General features: G+C 52.3%; 15 protein-coding genes and 9 pseudogenes. 15 read left to right on the top strand and 9 right to left on the bottom strand.

The window, feature by feature from the left end:
• Nucleotides 1–90: 90 nt before the first annotated feature.
• The gene (locus ABDK09_15905) at nt 91–696 is read right to left on the bottom strand and encodes a CoA pyrophosphatase (GenBank protein XAW88568.1); all 606 of its coding nucleotides are present in this window, start codon (nt 694–696) and stop codon (nt 91–93) included.
• Nucleotides 697–779: 83 nt separating this feature from the next.
• Here ABDK09_15905 and ABDK09_15900 point away from each other — a divergent pair.
• Nucleotides 780–1326 (top strand): annotated as a pseudogene (locus tag ABDK09_15900) (heme NO-binding domain-containing protein).
• A 116-nt stretch (nt 1327–1442) separates the two neighbouring features.
• Complete coding sequence (locus ABDK09_15895; protein XAW88567.1) at nt 1443–2678, top strand: HAMP domain-containing sensor histidine kinase; 1236 nt, start codon at nt 1443–1445, stop codon at nt 2676–2678.
• Nucleotides 2679–2793: 115 nt separating this feature from the next.
• Here the strand turns inward: ABDK09_15895 and pabB are convergent, their stop codons facing one another.
• A complete protein-coding gene (pabB, locus tag ABDK09_15890) occupies nt 2794–4179 on the bottom strand; it encodes an aminodeoxychorismate synthase component 1 (GenBank protein XAW88566.1) in 1386 nt (461 codons plus the stop codon).
• Between the two features lie 199 nt (nt 4180–4378).
• Here pabB and ABDK09_15885 point away from each other — a divergent pair.
• The 8 genes and pseudogenes from ABDK09_15885 to ABDK09_15850 all read left to right on the top strand — a co-directional run bounded on the left by ABDK09_15885 (nt 4379) and on the right by ABDK09_15850 (nt 12225).
• Nucleotides 4379–5897 (top strand): annotated as a pseudogene (locus tag ABDK09_15885) (fumarate hydratase).
• A gap of 121 nt (nt 5898–6018) precedes the next feature.
• Nucleotides 6019–6204: a hypothetical protein gene (locus tag ABDK09_15880; protein ID XAW88565.1), complete on the top strand. Its 186-nt coding sequence runs from the start codon at nt 6019–6021 to the stop codon at nt 6202–6204.
• A gap of 191 nt (nt 6205–6395) precedes the next feature.
• Nucleotides 6396–7776 (top strand): annotated as a pseudogene (locus tag ABDK09_15875) (YcjX family protein).
• Nucleotides 7773–8796: pseudogene (locus ABDK09_15870) on the top strand (TIGR01620 family protein). The pseudogenes ABDK09_15875 and ABDK09_15870 overlap by 4 nt, the downstream one beginning before the upstream one ends.
• Nucleotides 8797–8898: 102 nt before the next feature.
• Nucleotides 8899–10444, top strand: a pseudogene (tyrR, locus tag ABDK09_15865) (transcriptional regulator TyrR).
• The gene (gene rimJ, locus ABDK09_15860) at nt 10444–11019 is read left to right on the top strand and encodes a ribosomal protein S5-alanine N-acetyltransferase (GenBank protein ID XAW88564.1); all 576 of its coding nucleotides are present in this window, start codon (nt 10444–10446) and stop codon (nt 11017–11019) included. Before tyrR ends, rimJ begins: the two are co-directional and overlap by 1 nt.
• Before the next feature lie 142 nt (nt 11020–11161).
• Nucleotides 11162–11741: pseudogene (locus tag ABDK09_15855) on the top strand (HD domain-containing protein).
• 10 nt (nt 11742–11751) lie between these two features.
• Complete coding sequence (locus tag ABDK09_15850; GenBank protein ID XAW88563.1) at nt 11752–12225, top strand: DUF2947 domain-containing protein; 474 nt, start codon at nt 11752–11754, stop codon at nt 12223–12225.
• Between the two features lie 106 nt (nt 12226–12331).
• Here ABDK09_15850 and ABDK09_15845 read toward each other — a convergent pair whose 3' ends face one another.
• From ABDK09_15845 to ABDK09_15815, 7 genes and pseudogenes are all read right to left on the bottom strand, one after another.
• Complete coding sequence (locus tag ABDK09_15845; GenBank protein ID XAW88562.1) at nt 12332–13210, bottom strand: DMT family transporter; 879 nt, start codon at nt 13208–13210, stop codon at nt 12332–12334.
• 281 nt (nt 13211–13491) lie between these two features.
• Complete coding sequence (locus ABDK09_15840) at nt 13492–14433, bottom strand: LysR family transcriptional regulator (protein ID XAW88561.1); 942 nt, start codon at nt 14431–14433, stop codon at nt 13492–13494.
• Nucleotides 14434–14595: 162 nt separating this feature from the next.
• Nucleotides 14596–14892 carry a putative quinol monooxygenase gene (locus ABDK09_15835; GenBank protein ID XAW88560.1) on the bottom strand — a complete coding sequence of 99 codons (297 nt, stop codon included), beginning with the start codon at nt 14890–14892 and terminating at the stop codon, nt 14596–14598.
• Nucleotide 14893: 1 nt separating this feature from the next.
• Nucleotides 14894–15547, bottom strand: a complete 654-nt coding sequence (nfsB, locus tag ABDK09_15830; GenBank protein XAW88559.1) for an oxygen-insensitive NAD(P)H nitroreductase — start codon at nt 15545–15547, stop codon at nt 14894–14896.
• A gap of 289 nt (nt 15548–15836) precedes the next feature.
• A pseudogene (locus tag ABDK09_15825) lies at nt 15837–17382 on the bottom strand (tripartite tricarboxylate transporter permease).
• A 9-nt stretch (nt 17383–17391) separates the two neighbouring features.
• Nucleotides 17392–17901: a tripartite tricarboxylate transporter TctB family protein gene (locus ABDK09_15820; GenBank protein XAW90764.1), complete on the bottom strand. Its 510-nt coding sequence runs from the start codon at nt 17899–17901 to the stop codon at nt 17392–17394.
• A 224-nt stretch (nt 17902–18125) separates the two neighbouring features.
• Complete coding sequence (locus ABDK09_15815; protein XAW88558.1) at nt 18126–19097, bottom strand: tripartite tricarboxylate transporter substrate binding protein; 972 nt, start codon at nt 19095–19097, stop codon at nt 18126–18128.
• A 273-nt stretch (nt 19098–19370) separates the two neighbouring features.
• Here ABDK09_15815 and ABDK09_15810 point away from each other — a divergent pair.
• From ABDK09_15810 to acnD, 5 genes and pseudogenes are all read left to right on the top strand, one after another.
• Nucleotides 19371–19484 (top strand): annotated as a pseudogene (locus ABDK09_15810) (AraC family transcriptional regulator).
• A 150-nt stretch (nt 19485–19634) separates the two neighbouring features.
• The gene (locus ABDK09_15805) at nt 19635–20330 is read left to right on the top strand and encodes a GntR family transcriptional regulator (GenBank protein ID XAW88557.1); all 696 of its coding nucleotides are present in this window, start codon (nt 19635–19637) and stop codon (nt 20328–20330) included.
• 10 nt (nt 20331–20340) lie between these two features.
• A complete protein-coding gene (prpB, locus tag ABDK09_15800; GenBank protein ID XAW88556.1) occupies nt 20341–21246 on the top strand; it encodes a methylisocitrate lyase in 906 nt (301 codons plus the stop codon).
• Between the two features lie 187 nt (nt 21247–21433).
• Entirely contained in the window at nt 21434–22579 is a 1146-nt protein-coding gene (gene prpC, locus ABDK09_15795) for a 2-methylcitrate synthase (protein XAW88555.1), read from the top strand.
• A gap of 183 nt (nt 22580–22762) precedes the next feature.
• A pseudogene (gene acnD, locus ABDK09_15790) lies at nt 22763–25370 on the top strand (Fe/S-dependent 2-methylisocitrate dehydratase AcnD).
• Nucleotides 25371–25381 lie beyond the last annotated feature (11 nt).

Genomic DNA, 25381 nt, shown 5'->3' with positions numbered 1-25381 from the left:
GTGATGAGAAAAAGTTATCCAAATAACTTAGAGTTAATGCTCGATAAAAAATTATGATTTTTAAACCGGTCAATCCTCTCTATATAAGGGCTAGCGAATATAAGAGATGTGTTTTTGTAGCGATTGTATAATTTGAGCTGTGACACCCCATATAAAATGATGTTTATAAGGAATGGCGAATACACGGTGCGCGGCATTTTTAATTTGAAAGGTGTCACTGAACAGGCGGCGCTGATCGAGTAAAAAATCCGCTGGTACTTCAAACACTTCCTCAACTTCGTTGTAGTCAATTCTGGTTTGGTAGTCTGAGGCGATAAACGCCACCACCGGCGTCACTGCGAACTGACTGACGGTGACAAGCTCAGGTAACTGACCCAAAATATCGATCTGGTGCTGCTCAATACCAATTTCTTCCTGTGCCTCGCGCATGGCTGTCTGATAAAGGGTACCGTCGCCATCTTCATATTTACCACCGGGAAAACTAATTTGCCCGGGATGATGTTTCAGGTGCTCGGCACGTTTGGTGAGCACGACGCTAAGCCCTTGCGGGCGTTCGACAAAGCCAATCAGAACCGATGCCTTGCGCAGTGAATACTCGCGCAAATGAGCGACTCGATGCATGGATTCAGCGTGATACCCGACGGGCGTTCTCAACTGGAAGCCCTGAATAAGTTCAGTTTTGCTGATGCGGCGCACAACGACGTCTCCTATATTCATATATATGTCTATACTTTAATAATCATGCTTTTATGAGCCTAGTTTAAGGATAGTTCAATAAGATGAAAGGCATTATTTTTGCCGAGTTTCTCGAGTTGGTGGAAGACAAATTCGGCCTCGATGTACTTGACAAAATGTTGCAGCAATCTGCTGATTCCGGCGTCTATACCTCAGTCGGAAGTTACGATCATAAGGCGCTGGTGCGGATGATTGTTGAACTGAGTAAGATTACCGGCATTGATGTTAACGAGTTGCAGCGTGTATACGGTGTCAGCGTATTTCGTTCCTTGTACCAAACCGTGCCTCAGTCAGAGAAACTTGAGTGCGGTACAGGGCTGTTTTGCGTTTTTGCGTCACGTGGAAGATTACATTCATGTTGAAGTGAAGAAACTCTACCCGGACGCCAATCCGCCTCAGTTTGAGTTTGTCAGCCAATCGAGCGGGGTCATGACGTTTGATTACCTGAGCGCCCGTTGTTTGGGGCAGGTTTGTCTCGGTTTGATTGAGGGATGCGCTGCTTATTTCAATGAGCAGGTCGATATTTGTATGGAGCCACAAAACGAAGAACACAGCAGGGTACGCTTTACGATCACAATGCTGGATGACTGAGACAAAACTCGTTCATTAGGTGTCTGGCTGGTGATCAAGACTCACAATAATAAGCTGCGTTATTAAAAGCAGTATTAGCCGTTGATCGGTATAGAAAGTCATTGGGTAGGTGGAAAATGGAATTTAACTCGCCACTGGAACGCAAACTGGTCCGGGAGAAGGCAGCCCGCAAAGAAGCTGAAAAGCTGCTGGAAGAAAAAAGCTATGAGCTGTACCAGGTCAATCAGCAGCTCAGTCTGGCACTGAAGCAATTGCAGAAACAGTCTTTGCAGGATTTGCAAAAGTTTGAGTTTGAAGAGCAGATAGATGCCACCTTGATCTATTTTGGCCGTGCTTTCCTGTCACGTCCTTTGGATAGCGGCCTGCTGGCAACCTTTATTGAACGTCTGGCGCAAAGTTCAGCTATACGTTCCGCCTTAGTCCACATAGATGCAGGACAGCTGTATGGTATCGAAAGCACACAGCTGGGCAATCCCGCGCTTGCTGAGGTCAAACCCTTTGTCGATGTGCCGCACTGGCAGCAGGATTACCTGTGTCTGCCGCTGGTGGTTGACCGTATTAAGGCAGGTTATTTGGTGTTTGAGATGGAAGATGAGCGGGTTGAGCGCGAGTTTGTCGTCAAGCAGTTGTCGCTGGTGGCAGAACTGCTTTGTAGTGCGTTACATCGTCAGTCGATCATGCAGCGCCAGCACTCTTCACGCAAACGTGCGGAAGTGTCGGAAAAGGTCACCACGCAATTTGTGGCCATGATCGAACAAACGCTGCACGACTCGCTCAATGAATTAATGCAACATTCCGATAAACTGATGGCCAGTAAACTCAATAAAGAGCAGTTGGGTCATTTGACGGCATTGCAACGTTGCGGTGACCGGATGCAGGCCATCATGAAAGATTTGTACGAGTTCAATCAGCTTCAGTCGGGAAGTATCCAGTTGTCACTGACTCCATTTAGCTGGCAGGAGATTGAATCTTTTCTTGTGGCAGAATTCGGGCAACGAGCCATGGATAAAGGACTGACTTTCACTATCGACAGTTGTGACCAATTACCCAAACGTTGGGTAGGAGCGAAAGAGCAGATTGAGCAGATTCTCCATCATCTGGTGGATAACGCGATTAAGTTTACTGATCAGGGGGAGGTGATGGTGTCAGCCCGCTGGCGCCATGATCAATTATTGCTGCGGGTCAGAGACAGCGGTATTGGTATCCCGATTTCAGCCTACGCGGCATTATTTGATCCCTACAGCGCGGTAAATCACAGCACAGCGCAAAACAGACAAGGAGCCGGACTCGCTCTGCCGGTGTGCAAGCAACTGGCGGAAACTACTGGGCGGAGAGCTGGACATGTCCAGTGAGGAAGGGGAAGGGAGTGAATTCTTTCTCACGTTACCACTCAAGATCGCCGATGCCTGAGTAAACAGCGGCGCTAAAGTAAAAAGACGCGCTTGTGGCGCGTCTTCGTGCAGCGACTCAGTCGGCAAGGACCGGCAAAATACGGCTCAGCTTATCGAGTGTTTCCTGATATTCGGCGCTCCATTCGCTGTCGGCAACCAGGCCACCACCGGCCCAGGCATACAGCTGCTGGTTTTGCGCGATCAATGTACGGATGGTGATACTGGTATCCATACGACCATGACGGCTGATGTAACCGATGGAACCACAGTAAGCGCTGCGGCGATGCGGTTCCAGCTCTTCAATGATTTCCATTGCACGCACTTTAGGCGCACCGGTAATCGAACCGCCCGGGAAACTGGCGCGCAGCAGGTCCGCACACTCATATTGATCATCGAGTTGAGCGCGAATCGTACTCACCAGGTGGTGAACTGCGGGGAAACTTTCAATCTCGAATAATTTCGGGACGTGCACTGTGCCCGGCTTAGCCACCCGGCCAATATCGTTACGCAGCAGATCAACAATCATCAGGTTTTCTGCCTGATCCTTTTCTGCATTGGCCAGCTCATCTGCAAAGGCAGCATCTTGTTGCGGGTCTTCACTACGAGGGCGGGTACCTTTAATCGGTTTGGTTTCGATTTTCCGCTCTTTGACCTGCAGGAAACGCTCCGGAGAAACACTCAGGATGGCACACTCTTCGGTGCGGATAAACGCAGAGAAAGGGGCCAGGTTAAAGCGTTCCAGCTTCAGATAAGCAAGCCATTCGCTGCCTTGATAACCGGCCTGAAAACGCTGGGTCAGGTTAATCTGGTAACAGTCACCTGAGCGCAGGTATTCCTGCACCTGATTAAATTTAGTGCTGTAACTTTCCGGCGTCATATTCGACTGCCATGGGGTCGTCAGAGCAAACGGCACCTGGCTGTCTGCGGCGTGCTGCGCGAGCAGTGGTTCGGCCTGTGCAATATTCTGTCCGACCACGCAAGCAGTTTGGGTTTGATGGTCAACCACCACTGCCCATTGGTAAAGGCCGACCGCCATGTCGGGTGCGGTCAGATCTTTTTCGGCAATGCTCGGTAAACGCTCGACCCGACGGCCAAGGTCGTAAGCAAAATAGCCGACCGCGCCACCGACAAACGGTAAATCGTGCGGGTATTGCAGCTGCGGCAGGTAGCGACTTTGCAATTGTGCCAGCAAATGGAACGGATCTTCCTGTGACACTGTCTCGCCACTTGGCTCACTAATGCGTGTCTGCTCATCGGCTGTGGTCAGCGTCACGACAGGATTCATCACCACGATATCGAAACGGCTGTCGATATGCTGCTCGGAAGCAGAGCGAAGAATCATCGCCCAGGGCTCATGCTCAATCTTGGCAAACAGCTGATTGGCGAGTTCCGGGTAATAAGTAAGCGGCTTGGACTGGATGTGAGTAAGTTCGTTGTTATTCATTTGTGTAAATTGTGACAAAGGGACTGATCACTGCGTAGCGTGTTGAGGAAAGCAAGAGTATCATATTCGCCACGATAAAACTTCAATAATAAGCAGCGACTTGACTGTTGCAGACGGCGGACGTTCAGTCGAATTTCGCTATCTGGCTTTACTGCGTTCCTCTGTGTGCCGATCAAGTCTCTGTTTTGGAAGTAACATAACGATAACGAGGCATGCAATGACGGTTATACGCAAGCAGGACGTCATCAGCAGTGTGGCTGATGCACTCCAGTACATTTCTTACTACCACCCTTTAGACTTTGTTCAAGCCCTGGAACAAGCTTACCATCGTGAAGAGAGCCAAGCGGCCAAAGACGCGATTGCTCAGATTCTGATTAACTCAAGAATGTCAGCAGAAGGCCACCGTCCAATCTGTCAGGACACGGGTATTGTGACCTGTTTCGTCAATATCGGTATGGCAGTGCAGTGGGATTCCCACGATATGACGGTTCAGCAGATGGTTGATGAGGGGGTGCGTCAGGCATACACCAACCCGGATAACCCGCTGCGCGCCTCTGTGCTGATGGACCCTGCCGGCAAACGTATCAACACCAAAGACAACACACCGGCTGTGGTGCACATCAACATGGTGCCGGGCAATACGGTTGAAATCCAGATCGCGGCAAAAGGCGGCGGCAGCGAAAACAAAACCAAGATGGTAATGCTTAACCCATCTGATGATATTGCTGAATGGGTAGAGAAAACTCTGCCAGCCATGGGTGCCGGCTGGTGTCCGCCGGGCATGCTGGGTATCGGTATCGGCGGTACGGCAGAGAAAGCTGCGGTGCTGGCTAAAGAATCTTTGATGGAACACATTGATATTCAGGAGCTGATCGAGCGCGGTCCGCAAAATGCGGAAGAAGAGCTGCGTCTGGATATCTTTAACCGTGTCAACAAACTGGGTATCGGTGCTCAGGGTCTGGGCGGTCTGACCACTGTCGTGGATGTCAAAATCAAAACGGCGCCAACCCATGCTGCCTCGAAGCCAGTGTGCCTGATCCCGAAACTGTGCGGCGACGCGTCACGTGCATTTCACACTTGATGGCTCCGGCCCGGCGGATCTACAGCCACCAAAACTGGAAGACTGGCCGCAAATCACCTGGGAAGCGGGTGCCAACACACGCCGTGTTAACCTGGACACCGTGACCAAAGAAGAAGTGCAAGAGTGGAAAACCGGTGAAACGGTTCTGCTGTCAGGCAAAATCCTAACCGGTCGTGATGCGGCGCACAAACGTATTCAAACCATGCTTGATAACGGTGAAGGTCTGCCGGAAGGCGTGGATCTGAATGGTAAGTTTATCTACTACGTCGGCCCGGTTGATGCGGTCGGTGACGAAGTGGTTGGTCCTGCAGGCCCAACAACCTCAACCCGTATGGACAAGTTTACCGACATGATGCTGGAGAAAACTGGGATTATGGGCATGATCGGTAAAGCAGAACGTGGTCCGGCAACCGTTGAGTCGATTAAGAATCACAAAGCCGTGTACCTGATGGCTGTCGGCGGCGCTGCTTACCTGGTTTCAAAAGCGATCAAGAAAGCTCGCGTAGTCGCATTTGAAGATCTGGGTATGGAAGCTATCTACGAATTTGAAGTCGAAGATATGCCGGTGACGGTTGCGGTTGACTCGCAGGGTGTCAACGCGCACCAAGTCGGTCCGGATACCTGGAAAGTGAAAATTGCCGAAGCGGCGAAGTAATTTTTTCATAAATGTTCCAGGCGCGACATTGTTCGCGTAAAAATGACGAAGGTGCAGCGTAAGCTGCGCCTTTTTGTGTTTATAATAACCCTCTAAATAGTTGAAACGTCAGGAGTGCAGAATGCCTCGCTTTATTCAAATCCTGCAAATCGTTATCGCGGTTGTTGTCGGTGCCCTTATTGGCTATGACCTGATTTTGCACGGTATCAGTATTTTCGATAATAAATATGTCACCACAACATGTGTGCTGTTTGTACTGTTAGAAATTGTCCTGTTTGTGGTTTATAAGCTGATCGAAGACGATTAGACGCCGCCTGTGCTCTGCGCTGACAAGCGGCAATGTTTAAATCCTAAGCCTCTGATTTTATTCAGGGGCTTTTTTATTCATCTCGTATTAAGATTAGGTAAGGTAGGCTTGGATTGTTAAGCAATACAGAGCATTGCCTGACATTGCATCCCGATGATGACGGAGCATTTAAATAATTACGGAGACGATGAATGAAGCGTATTAGCCAAGAAATGACTGATTTAATCCATCGCGGCCTGGACTCCCATGTGCGTCTGGCGGTGACCGGGTTGTCGCGGGCCGGTAAAACCGCGTTCATCAGTTCTCTGGTTAATCAACTGGTGCATACCTCAACGCATGACAATTTGCCACTGCTCGCCGCCGCGCGTGATAAACGTATCATCGGCGCGAAACGGGTTCCGCAAACCAATTTGATGGTACCAAGTTTTGGTTACGATGAAGCCATGAGTCAGCTACATGCCAACCCGCCACATTGGCCGGTTTCCGACCCGGGATGTTAGTGAAATTCGTCTGGCGATTAAATACAAAACCCAGAGCCGCACCCGCAAGCTGATCAGTAAAACGTCGACCCTGTACCTGGACGTGATTGATTATCCGGGCGAGTGGTTGCTGGATTTACCCTTGCTGGAACTCGATTTTGAAACCTGGTCTGCGCAGCAGTTTAATGCCTTGCATGGCAAGCGAGCTGAGTTGGCGCAAGAGTGGTTAGTGCAATTAGAACAGCTGGATTTGCAGCAAGAGGCCAATGAAAAAACCTTGGCTGAAATTGCGGCGCTGTACACCGATTATCTGCACCGTTGTAAAGAAGCGGGACTGCACTGGGTGCAACCGGGGCGTTTTGTTCTGCCCGGTGAACTGGCCGGTGCGCCGGTGTTGCAGTTTTTTCCGTGTCGCCCGGATACGTTACAGCACAAAAACGGCAAACATTCGATGCTGGCGCTGCTGAAACAGCGCTATGAAGAGTATCAGAACAAGGTGGTCAAGGCGTTTTACAAACATCACTTCGCAACGTTTGACCGCCAGATTGTACTGGTCGACTGTTTATCACCGCTCAATGAAGGTCATGAATCCTTTATGGATATGCGTGATGCGCTTGAGCAGATCATGCAGAGTTTCCGTTATGGCCGCAGCGGTATGCTCAGTCGTCTGTTTGCACCCAAAATTGATAAGGTGTTGTTTGCGGCGACCAAAGCCGATCACGTCACGCCGGATCAGCATCCAAATATGGTGGCTTTACTGCAACAGATGATCCATCCGGCCTGGCAGCATACCGCGTATGAAAATATAGAGATGAGCTGTTTGAGTATGGCATCGGTCAGAGCGACGCAGTCCGGCCATATTGAAACCGGGCAGGGCAGAGTGTCGGCCATCCAGGGCACGACGCTGCAAGGGGACAACATAACGGTCTATCCCGGAGAGGTGCCTAAACGGCTGCCCAATGCCGACTTCTGGCACAAACAGTCGTTCGATTTTACCGCGTTCCGCCCGATGTCAGGTCATCAGGATGAACCGCTGAAGCATATTCGTCTGGATAAAGCGTTGGATACACTGATTGGAGACAAACTGAAATGAGCGAATACAAAACCCGTCAGGTTTTTGAGCAGCCACTAAGCAGTGAAGAAACGCACATTGAACTCAATACTCAGCAGCAGTTTACTGAGCAGGAGAAATTCGTTCCTAGTGTTGCGGAGCCGCAAGAGACACAAGCGGAAGCTGAACTTGAGCAGGTTATTCGCCCTAAACGAGGGCGTAAATGGTTTACCGTGACTATGCTGGGTGCGTTTTCTGGCCTGGTGGGCTGGCAGGCCATCGATAGCGTGGTCACCTCTGTGCAAACAGCCGACTGGCTCAGCTTGGGCTGGAGCGGATTTATTTCGGTTTCTGGCCGGTTTGGGTATCGGCGCTATAGGTAAAGAGCTGTGGAAGTTGCGTCAGCTGCGTCACCACTTTTCGGTTCAGGAGCGGGCCGAGAATCTGATTGCCACTAATGCGGTGGGACAGGGTGAAGCATTCTGCCGTGATGTGGCGAAACAGGGCGGTATCCAGCCGCAGAGCGCGGCATTCCAGCGTTGGCAGAATTCACTTGATAACAGCCACAGCGACGCCGAAGTGCTGGATATGTATGATGCCATGGTGGTCAGTGAACAAGATAAAAAGGCGACTAAGCTGGTGTCGCAATATGCTACAGAGTCCGCAGCGCTGGTGGCTATCAGCCCGTTAGCCGTTGCGGACATGCTGCTGGTCGCCTGGCGCAACTTTAAAATGATCGATCAACTGGCCGAACTGTACGGTGTTGAACTGGGCTACTGGTCACGCCTCAAGCTGTTTAAAGCTGTGCTGGTCAATATGGCGGCAGCCGGGGCCAGTGAGCTGGCGGTGGATGCCAGTATGGATCTGCTGACGATGGATCTGGCCGGTAAAGTGTCGGCCCGCGCCGGACAGGGGCTCGGCATCGGTATTCTCACCGCACGTCTGGGGCTGAAAGCGATGTCTTTACTGCGCCCATTGCCGTGGCACAAAGATCGCGCGGTCAAATTAGGTGCAATCCGTAAACAAATCGTGGCGAAAGTCACGGCGCTTACCGTCAAATAGGCGAAAGTGGCCGTTGAAACAAGAGATTGCTTGACGCATTACGGGCCTTGATAGAAACTACTGTCAACTTTTCGTGACACTTTCTGATTAGGAATAGATTCAGTGCGTCTTGAAGTCTCTTGTGAAGACAGACTCGGTTTGACCCGGGAACTGCTCGATATTCTTGCATCCAAAAATATTGATTTGCGCGGCATTGAAATCGATGTGATTGGTATTATTTACCTCAACTGCCCGGACATCGATTTTGAAACCTTCAGTGAACTGATGGCTGAAATTCGTCGTATTCCCGGCGTCAGGGACGTGCGCAAAATTCAGTTTATGCCGATTGAGCGTCACAACACGGAACTGATTTCGCTGCTCAACAACCTGCCTGATGCAGTACTGGCGATTGATCTGAAAGGCTCGGTCGATATGGCGAACCATTCTGCCCAGTCGCTGTTTCATAAAGATGAACAAGAGATGATCGGCGCGCATGTCTCGACGCTGCTGCCGGCGTTCAATTTCGCCCGTTGGGTGGAAGGCAGCAAGTCACGGGTACGTGAAGAAGTGGTGCTGGATGGTCTCGATTATGTAATGGAGCTGATGCCGGTCTACATTACCGGTGAGTCAAAAGAGTCCACTCTGGCGAGCTCCATGATGATCATTCGTTCAGCAAACGCCAACGTGGTCGCTGACGATAACCTGCCGCTGCACAATAATCTCGGTTTTGAACACTTTGTTGGTGTATCGAACCGTCATAAAACGCTGATTAATCAGGCGAAAAAGCTCGCTATGCTCGATCAGCCGCTGCTGATTGAAGGCGAAACCGGCACCGGTAAAGAGATGCTGGCCCGTGCCTGTCACAATCGTTCTAATCGTTCCGAAGCGCCGTTTCTGGTCCTGAGCTGTGCCTCAATGCCGGATGATGTCGCTGAAACCGAGCTGTTTGGTCATGCCCCGGGGTCGTTTAACCATCAGCAGGGCCATAAAGGTATTTTCGAACAGGCGAACGGCGGCACGGTATTCCTGGACGAAATTGGTGAAATGAGTCCGCATCTGCAGATCAAACTGCTGCGCTTCCTGCAGGATGGCACTTTCCGTCGTGTCGGCGAAGAAACACGAAGTGCATGTTGATGTTCGGGTGCTGGCTTCAACCCGGCATAACCTGGCTGAGCTGGCCGAATCGGGTAAGTTTCGCGAAGACCTGTTTTACCGCCTCAACGTGCTGACCCTGCGTATTCCGCCGCTGCGTGAGCGCCCGAGCGATGTACAACCGCTGCTGGAGCTTTTCGTTGCCAAGCACTGTCACAAAATGGGCATGCTCAAACCGAAACTGGAAGAGGGCTTGCTTGATCAACTGGCTCAGTATCAGTGGCCGGGCAACATGCGTCAGCTGGACAACATGGTGCTGCGCGCGCTGACCGAAATGCCGGATGATAAACTGGGTGTCGAATATTTCCATCTGCCACAGCTGGAAACGGTTTCCTCCGGAATGGCGAATGTGAACCTGGACGGAGCGCTGGACGACATCATGAAAGAGTACGAAGCTCAGGTGCTGGACCGTCTGTATCAGTCGTTCCCGTCGAGCCGCAAACTGGCCAAACGACTGAACGTTTCACATACGTCGATCGCAAATAAACTGCGTGATTACGGCATCAGGAAGCGCTAATGGAAAGTTACAGTACCGCCAGTCATGTGTATGAAACGGACGGTGAGATCCTGCTTCGCACTGCCGAACCGGGTGATGCCGGATTGATCTCGGATTACTTTATCGCTAACCGCACGTTCCTGAAACCCTGGGAGCCGCTGCGCGAGAGTGAGTTTTTTACTGAATTTGGCTGGCAGCAGCGCTTGATCAAACTGCATGAACTGCACAAAATGGCGCTCGGCTACTATCTGCTGATCATTGATGTAAAAACTCACGCCATGCTGGGGACTATCTCGTTCAGCAATATTTCGCGCTTTCCGTTTTATGCCTGTAATGTCGGTTATTCGCTGGCCGAGCAGGCTCAGGGACGCTATATCATGTCACGCGCACTCAAAATGGCCTGTGATTACATGTTTCGCGTACAAAATATGCACCGCATTATGGCGGCATATATGCCGCGTAATAAGCGCAGTGAAGCGGTACTGCTCGGTCTGGGTTTCGAACCGGAAGGGCATGCCAAAGATTACCTGCTGATTGACGGTAAGTGGGAAGATCACAACCTGACTTCGCTGCGCCACCCGAACTGGAAGATGTAGCGGGCAGTGAACTGGCGCTGAGGCGCCGGTTTAACGGCCTTGTAAACCGTAATTGAGACGAGAATTGACGATGCCCTTCGATCCCGATAGCACTCCGAATCAGCCTGAAACGGACCACTCTGCAACCGATAAGCTAACAAGAATGCAGCAGCAACTGGCGTTGGTGCTGGAGCTGGATCGCCTGAAAAGCGTGTTACGCCGTACGCGGATTAAAAGTGCGCAGGGGCGGGCCGAGAACAGTGCAGAGCACAGTTGGCATGTGGCTATGATGGCTTTGCTGATGGAAGAGCATGCCAACCAGCCGGTGGATATCGGCCGGGTAGTCAAAATGCTGCTGATGCATGACATGGTAGAAATTGATGCCGGTGACACCTTTGTTTATGACAGTGTCGCCAGCGCGCAGCAAGAAGCAAAAGAGCTGGCCGCGGCTGAGCGTCTGTTCGGTATGCTGCCGCAAGAGCAGGGTGAAGAAACTGTTTGCCCTGTGGCGCGAGTTTGAAGCGGCACAAAGCGCCGATGCGAAGTTTGCCAAAGCATTGGACCGCCTGATCCCAATGCTGCTTAATTATCATAACCAGGGTCAAAGCTGGTTAGAAAATGGCGTTACCCGCCAACAAGCCCTGACCGTGAACCGCCGCATTGATGACGGTTCACATGCGCTGTGGGATTACGCACAGCAAATGATTGAACACGCCACCCAACAAGGTTGGCTCAAAGCCTGAAGGACATTTCATGTCGTATTTGCCTTTGGAACAGTACCAAAGAAAATGGATTTTCACTCACCAGTCTATGCCGGTTCCGGCAGAGGATCTGGAACAGATCAAACCTATGTCTCAAATGCGCGCCGCTCAGTTCTGGAAAGAGAACCTCAGTGCGCAAAGTCCTGATGCCGAGCGTTTCAGCTCGCAGGACTGGCCGAGCAAAACCAACAGCTGGTTGCATGAAGTGGACTGGATGGCAGAGTGGGAGAGCGATGATGCAGCTCTGCCTGAGGCGATCCTGGAGCATATAGACTGGCAGGATGATGTGACCGTCTACTTCTGCTATGAGAAATACAACGTCATCGAGACCAAGTGGTCGGTATTCAAACGCCACTGGAAAAACTTTCTGTTCTACGATGACGGTCCGATCCTGCTTGGACGTCGCCGTCAGCAAGCGTTGTGGTTCAATACCAATGGCACAGTGAAACTGGGTCAGCACGAATAATGGCGTGATGCTTTTCTTTGATGAAAAGTTAATGCTTTGATTTCATTAAAAAACCGGCATTATAGCCGGTTTTTTTGTATCCAGAGCGTCGCTGGCAGGCGTCGGGTTAATCCTGTATCACCACCACCCGGCTGCGACTGGCGGCCAGCGTACTGCCTATCGACGCACTGATGATAAGCAGTATGGCTGCCCATTGCGACAGATCGAGCGTTTCACCCAGAATCGCCAGTCCCGCCATGGCGGCAATCGCCGGTTCCAGGCTCATCATGACACTAAAATGCTGGGTAGAAAGCCGGCTCAACGCCATCATTTCCAGGCTGTAAGGCAGCGCGCTGGACAAGATGGCAATAGTCAGTGCCATAGGCACAATCGACCAGGTAAACAGCGGGCCTTCTGCTAAATTAGCCCCGAGCGGGAAATAGATCACAGTGGCGATACACAGACCCAGAGCTACAGTTGCGCCGCCGCTGCCGACCGAGCCGGCCCGTTGTCCGAACCAGATATAGGCTGCCCAGCAACCGCCCGCCGCCAGTGCCAGCGCAACTCCGATTGGATCCAGTGCATCAACACCGGACATGTCCGGCAGCAATAAGGCAAGCCCTGCGACAGCCAGTGCGACCCAGACAAAGTCCCGTTTGCGCCGTGAAGAGAGCAAAGCCAGCATCAGAGGACCGGTAAATTCGAGGGCGACGCCGATGCCGAGCGGAATGCGTTCCAGCGCGAAATAGAAGGTCATTTGCATGCCGCCCAGCGCAAAGCCATACACTGCCATAGCACGCCATTGGCTGCGGCTCAGGCGCAGCCGCCAGGGGCGGAATATCAATACCAGCAGCAGCGCGGACAAGCCGATGCGCAGCGCGACCGTGCCGCCGACACCGACCACAGGGAAAAATTGTTTGGCAATGGATGCACCGGACTGAATTGTGATCATGGCACAAAGCAGGCAGCCGACGGCAAGCACAACCGGAGATTTATTCAGTAACATAGGCACCGTTATTATTGTAAAAGCCAACGCGACGATTATGCCGCAATTCATGTGCAGCGAATACCCGTGTCAGAGCGATTTATCCGCTGGCGACAACGCCAATGTATTGAATAAAAACCAATAAACTGGCAAGTATCGGTCTGTTTAACATTATTAATCGTTGATTTGCGTGAGGAATTTAATGGTAACTTGCACTGTAATGGTGCGCTATTTTCACAGTGCAACACTGTGCACAGCGTCGCATTCAGAATGAGGGAATGTGAGGCTGTCCTGTCGCTGATTCACATCGCCATGCTGGAGCGCTGTGACATGATGTCTTTTACCTGATGCATGCGCTGTTCACATTTGCTCTGTAGAAACTGATGCAGCGCCCTTGTTGACTGGTTGAGCAGACGTTTATCCGCGCAGACCAGATAGACAGGGCAAGGCTCGGACTGCCATTCCGCTAACAGCGGAACGAGGCGGCCGTCAATAATGTCCTGACTGATGTCGAGCAGCGACTTGTAAGCCACACCACGGCCGTTGACTGCCCAGCGGTGCACCACATCGCCGTCGTTAGCACTGAGCCGGCTTTTCACTACCACGGTCTCCGGATTGCCATCTTTCCAGAAGGTCCAGCGGTTGTGGTAGGTGTCTGACAGCATAAAACACAGGCACTGGTGCGCGAGCAGATCGCTTGGCTTGACGATGGCCGGTTTATTTTGAACATACTCGGGACTGGCGCAGATCACCCGTGCATTATATCGGCAGATAGGCAGGGCGACGAAGTTGGAATCCGGCGGCGTGCCGTAGCGGATTGCCAAATCGATCGGCCGGTGATACAGGTTGGTGATGCCATCGGACAAGTCGAGGTTAATCGACAGGTTAGGGTGCAACTCCATAAATTCGTCCAGCCAGCTCAGCAACTGGTTACGGCCAAAGTCAGACGGTGCGGACAGATTGAGCGTGCCGGAAATCTCGCCCTGGCTTTGTGCTATCTGATCCAGGCCTTCCTGAATGGTACTCAGTGCCGACTGGGTCTTTTGCAACAGAATATCGCCCTCATTGGTCAGGCGCAGGCTACGGGTGGAGCGGACAAACAGGGCAAACCCGAGCTGGGATTCAAGGCGTTTGATGGCAGCGCTGACCGCGGCCGGCGTTAAGTCGAGGCTGTGAGCAGCCTGCGAGAAGCTGTTTTGCCGTGCGGTTTCAACAAAGATATTAAGATCGTTTAATGTTTTCATGAGGTTTCTGTAACGAATACGGAGGTCCTGTTACGGATACGGAAAGTTTATCTCATCACATTTAGCGGATATTGAAAAGCGCCGTTTCCCTGACAGAGAAACGGCGCCTGGTCTTTTCAGCGAGTCAACGGGCATCAAGCCGTGTGCTCAATGCCGGCGTTGTCAGGCCAGAGCGGTCAGAAAGCGCGGATTAAGCGATTCCAGTAACTGCTCTTGCTGCGTCAGCTGCACAAACGCCTGAAAGTGTTCAGTCTGCTCATGCAGTTGCAGCGCCTCACGACTCGCCCAGATTTCATCCATCACGAATAAGCCGCTTTGCGCGTCATCCTGATAAAGGTTGTACTGCACGCAGCCTTCATCCTGGCGAGAAGGCTCAACCAGAGCCTGCAACGCCAGAGCCAGTTCAGCTTCTTTGCCGGGTTTGGCGGTAATTTCCGCCAGCAGTTTGACCTGACTCATCTTAGTACTCGCTGATGATGTCAGCTTCTGGCCAGCGTGCTTTTGGCAGCTTGGCGTTGAAGTCATCTTCACTGCGGTAACCGAGCGGAATGATAACCACGCTGGTGTAACCTTTTTCACGCAGACCAAATTCTGCGTCCAGAACTTTAGGATCGAAGCCTTCGATAGGCACGGCATCGATACCCATAGAAGAAACGCCCAGCAGTACAGTACCGGTATTCAGGTAAACCTGTTTTTCCATCCAGTGCTGCGCATCTTTGAGATCAAAGCGGTGCATGTTAACGAAGAAAGTACGGCCTTTGTGTCCGCCTTGTTTAGCTTCTTCTGTCGGGAAACGGCCCGCTTGATCTTCCAGTTCCATCAATTGCTCGAGGTATTGCTCATCAATGCTGGTTTTGGCACACATCACCAGAACATGTGAGGCGTTTAGAACTTTACCTTCGTTAAACGCATAGCCGCCCTGAGTGGATTTCGCGACGCGTTGCTTGCCTTCGTCAGTGCTGGCAAGGATGAAGTGCCAAGGCTGAGAGTTAACACTGGACGGGCTGAAGCGGATCAGCTCTTTGATCGCTTCCACGTGTTCATCACTGATACGACGGGTCGCATCAAAGGCTTTGGTTGAATAGCGCTGCTTAGCGTGAGTTGCAATGTTCATGTTTCTTTTCCTGGTGAACAACGAATTTAGCGCTACGATAACGGTTTGCGGTGACAAGTGAAAGAGGGCTCAACTTAAAGCACTTTCAAAAATAATTTGAAAATAACGCCCTTGAATCATCCCCTTCGTGCCTCAAAGTGTTGTGTTTAACACTATCTATGTTAACTCGGCTTGTACGAGATGGTTGTACTAGACAGGAGAGGACTGGGCAATTTTCAAACAAAAGGCAGGTAAAATAAAAAGCCCGGGAGGAAACCCGGGCTGGAAAAGAGAGCATGATTTTGTTCTGTTACTGCTCGACTTTATCGGAGCGGCTGTCGGCCGCTTTAGGACGACGCAGTTTATTGAGCACAGCGACGATAACCGGGCTGGTCAGAATCAGTACCGACAGAACGGTAAAGACCAGAGTAATCGGACGCTCCCACAGGAAGGTCAGTTCACCATCAGAAATCATCAGCGCACGGCGCAGATTCTCTTCCATCAGGCCACCGAGAATAAAGCCCAGCAGCAGAGGGGCCAGCGGGAAATTCGCCAGGCGCAGAGCTATTGCACCCATCGCCACCAGCAACATGATAAACACATCCATGGTGTTGAACGAGACCAGATACACGCCGGTGATAGAGAAGAACAGAATCATCGGCAACAGTACGGTTCTTGGCACCGCGAGCAGTTTCGAAATATACGGGATCAGCGGCAGGTTCAGGATCAGCAGCACGATATTGCCCACGTACATTGAGATGATCACAGACCAGAACACATCCGGATGGTCAACAAACAGGCGCGGGCCCGGCTGAATACCATAAGCCAGCAGCGCACCGAGCATGATAGCTGTCGTCCCTGAGCCAGGAATACCCAGCGTCAGCAGTGGTACAAACGAGCCGCTTGATGCTGCGTTGTTAGCAGACTCAGGAGCCACCAGACCGCGCAGTGAGCCGTGACCAAACTCTTCACGTTTGGCTTTGGGCGCCAGGTTGCGCTCCATACCGTAGCTCAGGAAGGCGGCGATCGTCGCCCCGGCACCCGGCAGAAACGCCGGTAAAGAAACCAAGGATAGAGGAGCGAATGGTGACCGGAGCGGCCTCACGCACTTCTTCTCTGGTTACTTTCATACTGCCTATATTGCTCAGCTTGCTGTTTTCCTCATCACGGGTATCGGCGTCAGGCTTAAGAATGCCCATCAGGGTTTCACCCAGCGCGAACGTCGCCATCGCCAGCAACAGGAAGCTGAAACCGTCCATCAGGTCAGTCAGGCCAAAGGTGAAACGCTCGACGCCCACGCCTTTATCAATGCCGACTGTTGACAGCATCAGGCCAAGAATCGTCATCATCCAGGCTTTAATTACCTGACCTTTGCCTGCAAAAGCGGCAACGGCAGACAGGCCAAGCAGCATCAGGGCGAAATAGTCCGCTGACTGGAAGCTGAGTGATACCTGAGCCAGCGCCGGAGCGGCAACCAGCAGCATGACAGCGGAAATCGTCCCGCCGGTAAATGATGCGTAGGCCGCCAGTGCCAGGGCTTTACCCGCCTGACCTTTCTGCGCCATCGGATAGCCATCAAAAGCGGTGACAACCGTGGACGAACAGCCAGGGGCATTGATTAAAATGGATGAAGTTGACCCACCGAAAATCGCGCCGTAGTAAACCCCGGCCATCAAAATCAGGCCGGAAGAAGGTTCCAGGCCGTAAGTGATCGGGATCATCAGCGCAATGGCTGAAATTGGGCCCAGACCAGGCAGCATACCGATGAAGGTACCGACAAAACAGCCGACAATCACCATCAGCAGGTTAAATGGCATGACCGCTGTGGTCAGGCCCTGAAAAATTCCGTCTAGCATAATCCGTTCCTACCAAAGAGTGAAAATCAGACCCGGTTCCAGATACACATCCAGACCTTCGGTCAGCAGTAAATAGAAGGCGATCACAAACGGGAATGAAGCGCCAAACAGCACCGCCTTGCGCCGTTCACCCAGAATGTAAAAGCCCGCCAGCAGGAAAAAGCCGGTCGCCAGTACGAAGCCAAGATAGGTCAGGCCAACACCGTACAGAGCCATCAGCACCAGAAAGCCAATCAGCAGTTTCCAGTTGAAGCTCATCACGGCGCCGCTCTTGTTATCCGGTTGACCCATCACAAGCAGTAACAAAGAGAGCCCGACACCGGCATAAGTCAGCAGAATAGGTAAAGTCCGGGCGGTGAACGGTTCGTATTCATCACCGGGAAACATAGGAATGTTAGTGGTTTGGTAGCCGTAGCACAGGCTGAGTACAAGAAAAATCATGGCGCCGACGCGGTCGCGGCACAGTAAGTTTTCCTTGCTGAAAATTTTGGTTGGCAGGTCCGACATATCCAACTCCATGGCAACAGGATTGCGGTAAAGAAAAGGCCGCAGACAAGCAAGAGTTAACAACAAGATAAACTCAAATCGGGAATGATCTGCTGCTAGTCAAATCAAGCCCATAAACAAAGGAGTCATAGCGGGCTTGTCTGCGGCGAAAGTGTGGGACGTGTGACTGGTGTCAGCCCATCCCTGCTTCTGGAAAGTGACGAAGCTTCAGTTAATTAAGCACCTTACTTAAATCGTTACTTAAGAAAGCCCAGTTCACGCATCAGGTCGCCCATCTGCTTTTCCTGCTCTTCCAGGAAAGCGTAGAAGTCTTTGTCTGCTTTATAGCTGTCGATCCAGCCGTTACGGTCACGGACGACTTTCCACTCGTCAGTTTCGAACATTTTCTTCAGCGCAACGTTCCACTCATCAATTTTTTCCTGACTCACGCCCGGTGCTGCAAAGAAACCACGCCAGTTGGCAAACACAGTCGGGTTGTCATATTCAGTCAGGGTCGGAATATTCGGTGCGACATCGAGGCGTTTAGGCGCCGTAATGGCAAGGATCTTCACCTGACCGGTTTTAGACATCTCCAGCACTTCACCCAGACCGGTTGAGAGCACCTGAGTCTCGCCGGACAATAGGGCTGCCATCGCTTTACCGCCTGCATCGTAAGCGATGTAGCGCACTTCATTCGGATTCAGACCTTGGCCTTTGAATGCCGCCGCTGCGACCAGGTGGTCCATACTGCCGCGGGCAGAGCCACCGGCTATTTTCACTTTACGCGGGTTCTGTTTGAATTCATCAACCACTTGTTGCCAGTTGTCGAATTTGGAATCACCGGCTACCACCAGAGCGCCGTAGTCAGATACTGTGGCAGCGACAGGCGTCAGGTCGCGGAACGATTGCGGGAAAATGCCGGACAGTGAGCGCACAACAATAGGGGTCGAGTTGACCATCAGGGTATCTTCCTGGCGATCGGCAGTCTCAATAAGGTGTGCAATGGCTTTACCGCCGCCACCGCCGGAAAGGTTTTGATAAGAGACATTTTCGATCAGATGCGTTTTCATCAGTACGTCACCGGTACCGCGGGCGGTCATATCCCAACCACCACCAGCACCACCTGGGATCAGGAAGTGGATTTTTTCCAGATCAGCGGCAAAAGAGGAGAAAGAGAAAGCGGCAGCCAGCAGCGAAGCTGCCAGGGTCGGTTTGAAATGCTTCAACATGTTCACGTTTCCTTATGTGGTCGCATCATTCGGATCAAATGACGCTTATCGTTATGTTTCTTTATCTGTGCCAGTCGAAACTGCAGGGCTGGCGATTGATTTAGCAGGACAGAGGTTTGCTAAGGTGTGAACAGAGGTTAAGAGAGTGTTAACAACTTGTCTTTAAAACGGCGATAAAAATATTATTGGTCATAAAAACGGTTTTGTTCATAAAGTTCACGGTGAGAGAGTGCGTTACTTACCTATGGAGTGACTTATGGAGCGGATATGTCAATTGTCGACACCTCGCTGGCGTTGGGCTTTGCTGATCAAGCCCATTTTCAGCGTAGTTTTAAAAGCAGAATCGCATTAACACCCAAGAAATATCAGTCATTCTTTACACTTTAGTGTCTCATATCACGTCCAGCTTCCCACTGCGTAATACCTTAGTCTAAATTGTCGACAATTTACTTGATTGTCGACAATCTGATCGTCTATCTTAATCTCATACCTTTGGTGTGGACTTGTTTTACTACACCCAGTGAAGAAGATGACAAGATGAACAGCGAATTAAGCAAACGCGTAAACGGCGAAAAAGAACACACCAAATCAGAGAGTTTGACCGAGTTTCTGATTGAGGCGATCGTAGAAGGCAAGATGGCACCGGGCAGTAAGATTTCTGAGCCGGAACTGGCCAAGCGCTTTCAGGTCAGCCGCGGCCCGCTGCGTGAAGCGCTGATGCGCGTGGAAGGGCTCGGGCTGATTGAACGCATTCCGCACGTCGGTGCGCGCGTGATTCAGTTTTCGACCGACAAACTGCTCGAGCTGTACGCGGTGCGTGAAGCGCTGGAAGGCATGGCAGCACGTCTGGCGGCCCGTAATATCACCGAAATCGAACTGGCCGGGCTGGAAACGGTATTGTCGACACATTCCGAACACATCGATCAGGTCGACGGCGCCTCTTACTTTCACCAGCAGGGTGATTTCGACTTCCATTACCGCATTATCAAAGCCAGTCGTAACTCCCAGTTGATCGCGCTGCTGTGTGATGAGTTGTATCACCTGCTGCGCATGTACCGTTACCAGTCACCCCGTTCCCATTCCCGTCCGGTGGAAGCACTGGAAGAACACAAATTTATTCTGCAGGCGATTCGCAACCGCGATGAAGAGCTGGCAGAAATGCTGATGCGCCGCCACATTTCCGGTAGCCGGCGCCTGATTGAAAAACAGATTCAAAACGAAGCCCAAGATTAAGGAGAATCCCATGAGCTTAAGTCCGGGTGCGAAGTTCAGGCTCGCCATTCAAACCAACCATCCGCTGCAGATTGTCGGCACGATTAACCCATACTGCGCCATGATGGCGAAAAAACTGGGTCATCAGGCGATTTATCTGTCCGGTGGCGGTATTGCCAATGCGTCATATGGCCTGCCTGATCTCGGGATCACGACGCTTAACGATGTGCTGGTGGATGTTGAGCGCATCACCAATGCCTGTGATTTACCACTGTTAGTCGATATCGATACTGGTTTTGGCGGCGCGTTCAATATCGCCCGCACCATCAAAGCGATGGAAAAAGCCGGGGCTGCTGCGGTGCATATGGAAGATCAGGTGGCGCAGAAGCGTTGTGGTCATCGTCCCAATAAAGCGATTGTCAGCCAGCAGGAGATGATGGATCGGGTCAAAGCCGCGGTTGATGCGCGTGATAACCCGGAGTTTGTCATTATGGCCCGCACTGACGCGCTGGCCGTGGAAGGCATGGACAGTGCAATTGAGCGCGCGATTGCTTGCGTGGAAGCGGGCGCTGACATGATTTTCCCGGAAGCGATGACCGAGCTGAAGCAGTACGAACAGTTTTCCACCGCGCTGCACGCAGCGACCGGTAAGAAAGTGCCGATTCTGGCCAACATTACCGAGTTCGGCCAAACCCCGCTGTACAGTTGTGAGCAGCTGGCTGCGTCTAATGTCGACATGGTGCTCTATCCGCTCAGTGCGTTCCGTGCCATGAACAAGGCGGCCGAAATGGTGTACAGCCATCTGCTTGAACACGGCAATCAGGAGTCATTGCTCGATAAGATGCAGACCCGTAAAGAGCTGTATGGTTACCTGAATTACCATGATTACGAAGACAAGCTGGATCAGCTGTTTTCTGATCAATCCTCGCAGGGTTAAGTGCGGAACTGACTGAGTTCATCACTTAAACAGCGGGAAGCCCAAGGAAATAAAGTTAAGCATAAAAGACAGCGCCTGAATAAGGGCCTAACCAATAACGTGAAACCGCTGCGCTTACGAGCATAAGCAGACCCGAAAGAGGTCGCTCCGTACAGGAGCCGGAGCGCAGCCAGAAAAGGAGTTCAACATGTCTAATTCCTTACATAAAAAAGGAGAGCTGGGTGGAGCTGGCCTGCGTGGGCAAAGCGCCGGAAGCACCGCTTTATGTACGGTCGGAAAAACCGGAACCGGTCTGACTTATCGTGGTTATGATATTACGGATCTGGCCAACAACGCTCAGTTCGAAGAGGTGGCTCATCTGCTGCTGGTCGGGCATCTGCCGACCCAGGCGGAGCTCGATCAGTACAAAACCCGCCTGATTGGTCTGCGCGGACTGCCACAAGCGCTGAAAGAGGTGCTGGAACGGATTCCGGCTGACGCGCATCCGATGGATGTAATGCGCACCGGTTGCTCTATGCTGGGTAACCTGGAAACCGAAGCGGACTTCTCTCAGCAGCAGGCAGCGACCGAGCGCATGCTGGCACTGTTCCCGGCCATTATCTGCTACTGGTATCGTTTCAGCCATGATGGCGTGCGCATCGATACCGAAGACACCAGCGAATCCTGTATTGGTGGCTACTTCCTGAAAATGCTGACCGGCGAAGCGCCAAGCGAACTGTTCAAGCAGGTGATGCATTGCTCGCTGATCCTTTATGCCGAACATGAATTTAACGCTTCAACCTTCACTGCGCGCGTTTGTGCATCGACGCTGTCCGATCTTCATTCCTGTGTGACCGGTGCGATTGGTACCTTACGCGGGCCGCTGCATGGCGGAGCGAATGAAGCGGCAATGGAGATGATTCAGGATTGGAAAACGCCCGATGAAGCCGAGCAGAATATTCTGCGTATGCTGGACAACAAAGATAAGATCATGGGCTTTGGTCATGCGATTTACCGCGAGAGCGACCCGCGTAATGCGCTGATCAAACGCTGGTCAAAAGCTTTGTCCGAGCAGGTTGGTGATACGCATCTTTATGCGGTGTCCGAGCGGGTTGAAGCGGTAATGAAACGTGAAAAAGGCCTGTTTTGTAACGCCGATTTCTTCCACGCTTCGGCCTACCATTTTATGGGCATTCCGACCAAGTTGTTTACGCCGATTTTCGTGATGAGCCGCTTAACCGGCTGGGCTGCGCACGTGTATGAACAGCGCGCCAACAACCGCATCATTCGCCCGAGCGCCGATTACACCGGCCCGGAGCATCAGGATTGGTTGCCGATCGAAAAACGCGGCTAACAGTGACGTTGTCACCTTGTTCTGCTAACGGCTTGCTGTGTAAACAGACAGCACTGCCGGCGGGGTGACAACGCCTAATTTTCTGCATGGCGTTGATTGTGACTGACTGCCTGTAAAAGAGTGTCAGTTGGTCGCACCGCTGTGCAGGCCCAAGAAGTCAGGCCGGAGCCTGTCGACATTTGGATGGATTCTATGAACAGCGAGTACAGAAAAACGCTGCCCGGTATTAGTAACAGCTACGCGAGTCAAATCAGCTACTATGATGCCCGGCAAGCAGTCAACGAACTCTCTCCCGGAGCTTACGACACCTTACCTTACACCTCGCGCGTGCTGGCCGAAAACCTGGTACGCCGTTGCGACCCCGGTTTACTGCCCGATGCGCTCAAACAGCTGATTGAGCGTAAGCGCGACCTCGATTTCCCCTGGTATCCGGCCCGGGTCGTGTGTCATGACATTCTTGGCCAGACAGCACTGGTCGATTTAGCCGGCCTGCGCGATGCGATTGCGGATCAGGGCGGTGACCCGGCCAAAGTCAACCCGGTGGTGGAAACCCAACTGATCGTTGACCATTCACTGGCGGTTGAGCACGCCGGTTTTGAAGCCGATGCGTTTGAGAAAAACCGCGCGATTGAAGATCGCCGCAACGAAGACCGTTTTCACTTCATCGAATGGTGTAAAACCGCGTTTAAAAACGTCAGCGTGATCCCGGCCGGTAACGGCATTATGCACCAGATTAACCTGGAGAAAATGTCGCCGGTGGTGCAACTCAAAGACGGAGTGGCGTTTCCTGATACCTGTGTCGGCACCGACAGCCATACCCCGCATGTCGATGCGCTGGGCGTGATCGCCATCGGCGTCGGTGGTCTGGAAGCAGAAACCGTGATGCTGGGCCGTCCGTCGATGATGCGACTGCCGGATATTGTCGGCGTCAAGCTGACCGGTAAACGTAAACCGGGCATTACCGCGACCGATATCGTGCTGGCCATCACCGAGTTTTTGCGCGCGCAGCGCGTGGTGTCGGCCTATTTGGAATTCTTTGGCGAAGGGGCGAAAGATCTTACCATCGGTGACCGCGCGACCATTTCCAATATGACACCGGAATACGGTGCCAGCGCCGGGATGTTCTATATCGATGAACAGACCATCAACTACCTCAAACTGACCGGTCGTGACGCCGAGCAGGTCGAACTGGTTGAGCAGTATGCCAAACAGACCGGCTTGTGGGCCGATGATCTGGCCAATGCTGAGTATGAGCGCGTGCTGGAATTTGATCTCTCTTCCGTCGAGCGCAACCTGGCCGGCCCGTCCAACCCGCATCGTCGCCTGCCGACATCCCAACTGGCGCAACGTGGTATTGCCGGGCAATGGGAACAGAAAGAGGGTGAATTACCCGATGGCGCGGTCATCATCGCGGCCATCACCTCATGCACCAACACCAGTAACCCGCGTAACGTAGTGGCGGCCGGTTTGCTGGCCAAAAAAGCGAACCAATTGGGACTGGTGCGTAAACCCTGGGTGAAAAGCTCCTTTGCACCAGGTTCGAAAGTGGCCAAGCTTTACCTGCAGGAAGCCAACCTGCTGCCGGAAACTGGAAAAGCTCGGATTTGGAATTGTGGCGTACGCCTGCACCACCTGTAACGGGATGAGCGGCGCACTGGACCCGAATATCCAGCAGGAGATCATCGAACGTGATCTCTACGCCACCGCCGTTTTGTCCGGCAACCGTAACTTTGACGGCCGCATCCATCCGTATGCGAAACAAGCGTTTCTTGCTTCACCGCCGCTGGTGGTGGCTTACGCGCTGGCGGGGACCATCCGCTTCGATATTGAGCGTGATGCGCTCGGCAGCGATGCCAACGGAAAACCGATTTATCTCAATGACATCTGGCCAAGCGATGAAGAGATCGACGCGGTCGTGGGTGAATTTGTTAAACCGGAGCAGTTTAAGCAGGTTTATATTCAGATGTTCAAACTCGACGATCAGCAGCAAACCAGTGCGCCGTTGTATGACTGGCGTCCGATGAGTACTTATATCCGCCGTCCGCCATACTGGGAAGGTGCTCTGGCCGGAGAGCGTACCCTTAAGGGCATGCGTCCGCTGGCCGTGGTCGGTGACAACATCACCACGGACCATCTGTCTCCGTCCAACGCCATCATGGCCAGCAGCGCCGCCGGGGAATACCTGACCAAAATGGGCGTGCCGGAAGAGGACTTTAACTCTTACGCCACCCACCGTGGTGACCACCTGACGGCGCAGCGTGCGACGTTCGCCAACCCGAAACTGTTTAACGAAATGGTCAAAGAGAACGGCGAAGTGGTACAGGGCTCACTGGCGCGTATCGAACCGGAAGGCAAAGTGACCCGCATGTGGGAAGCAATCGAAACCTACATGCAGCGTAAACAGCCGCTGATCATTGTCGCGGGTGCCGATTACGGTCAGGGTTCTTCCCGTGACTGGGCCGCCAAAGGCGTGCGTCTGGCCGGGGTAGAAGCGATTGTCGCAGAAGGATTTGAGCGTATTCACCGTACCAATTTGGTCGGCATGGGCGTCCTGCCGCTGCAGTTTAAACCGGGTGTCACCCGCCTGACGTTAGAACTGGATGGCTCTGAACTGTATGACGTAGTTGGCGACATTAAACCCGGCGCGGAGCTGGCACTGGTTATTACGCGCCAAAACGGCGAAAAACTCGATGTGCCGGTCATCTGCCGTCTTGATACTGCCGATGAAGTGCACGTGTACAACGCCGGCGGCGTGTTGCAGCGTTTCGCGCAAGATTTTCTGGCTGGTTAAGGGAGTAAAAT

It is taken from the genome of Vibrio sp. CDRSL-10 TSBA, from assembly GCA_039696685.1.
Taxonomy (GTDB): domain Bacteria; phylum Pseudomonadota; class Gammaproteobacteria; order Enterobacterales; family Vibrionaceae; genus Vibrio.
This window is presented reverse-complemented; position numbering and strand designations above follow the sequence as displayed.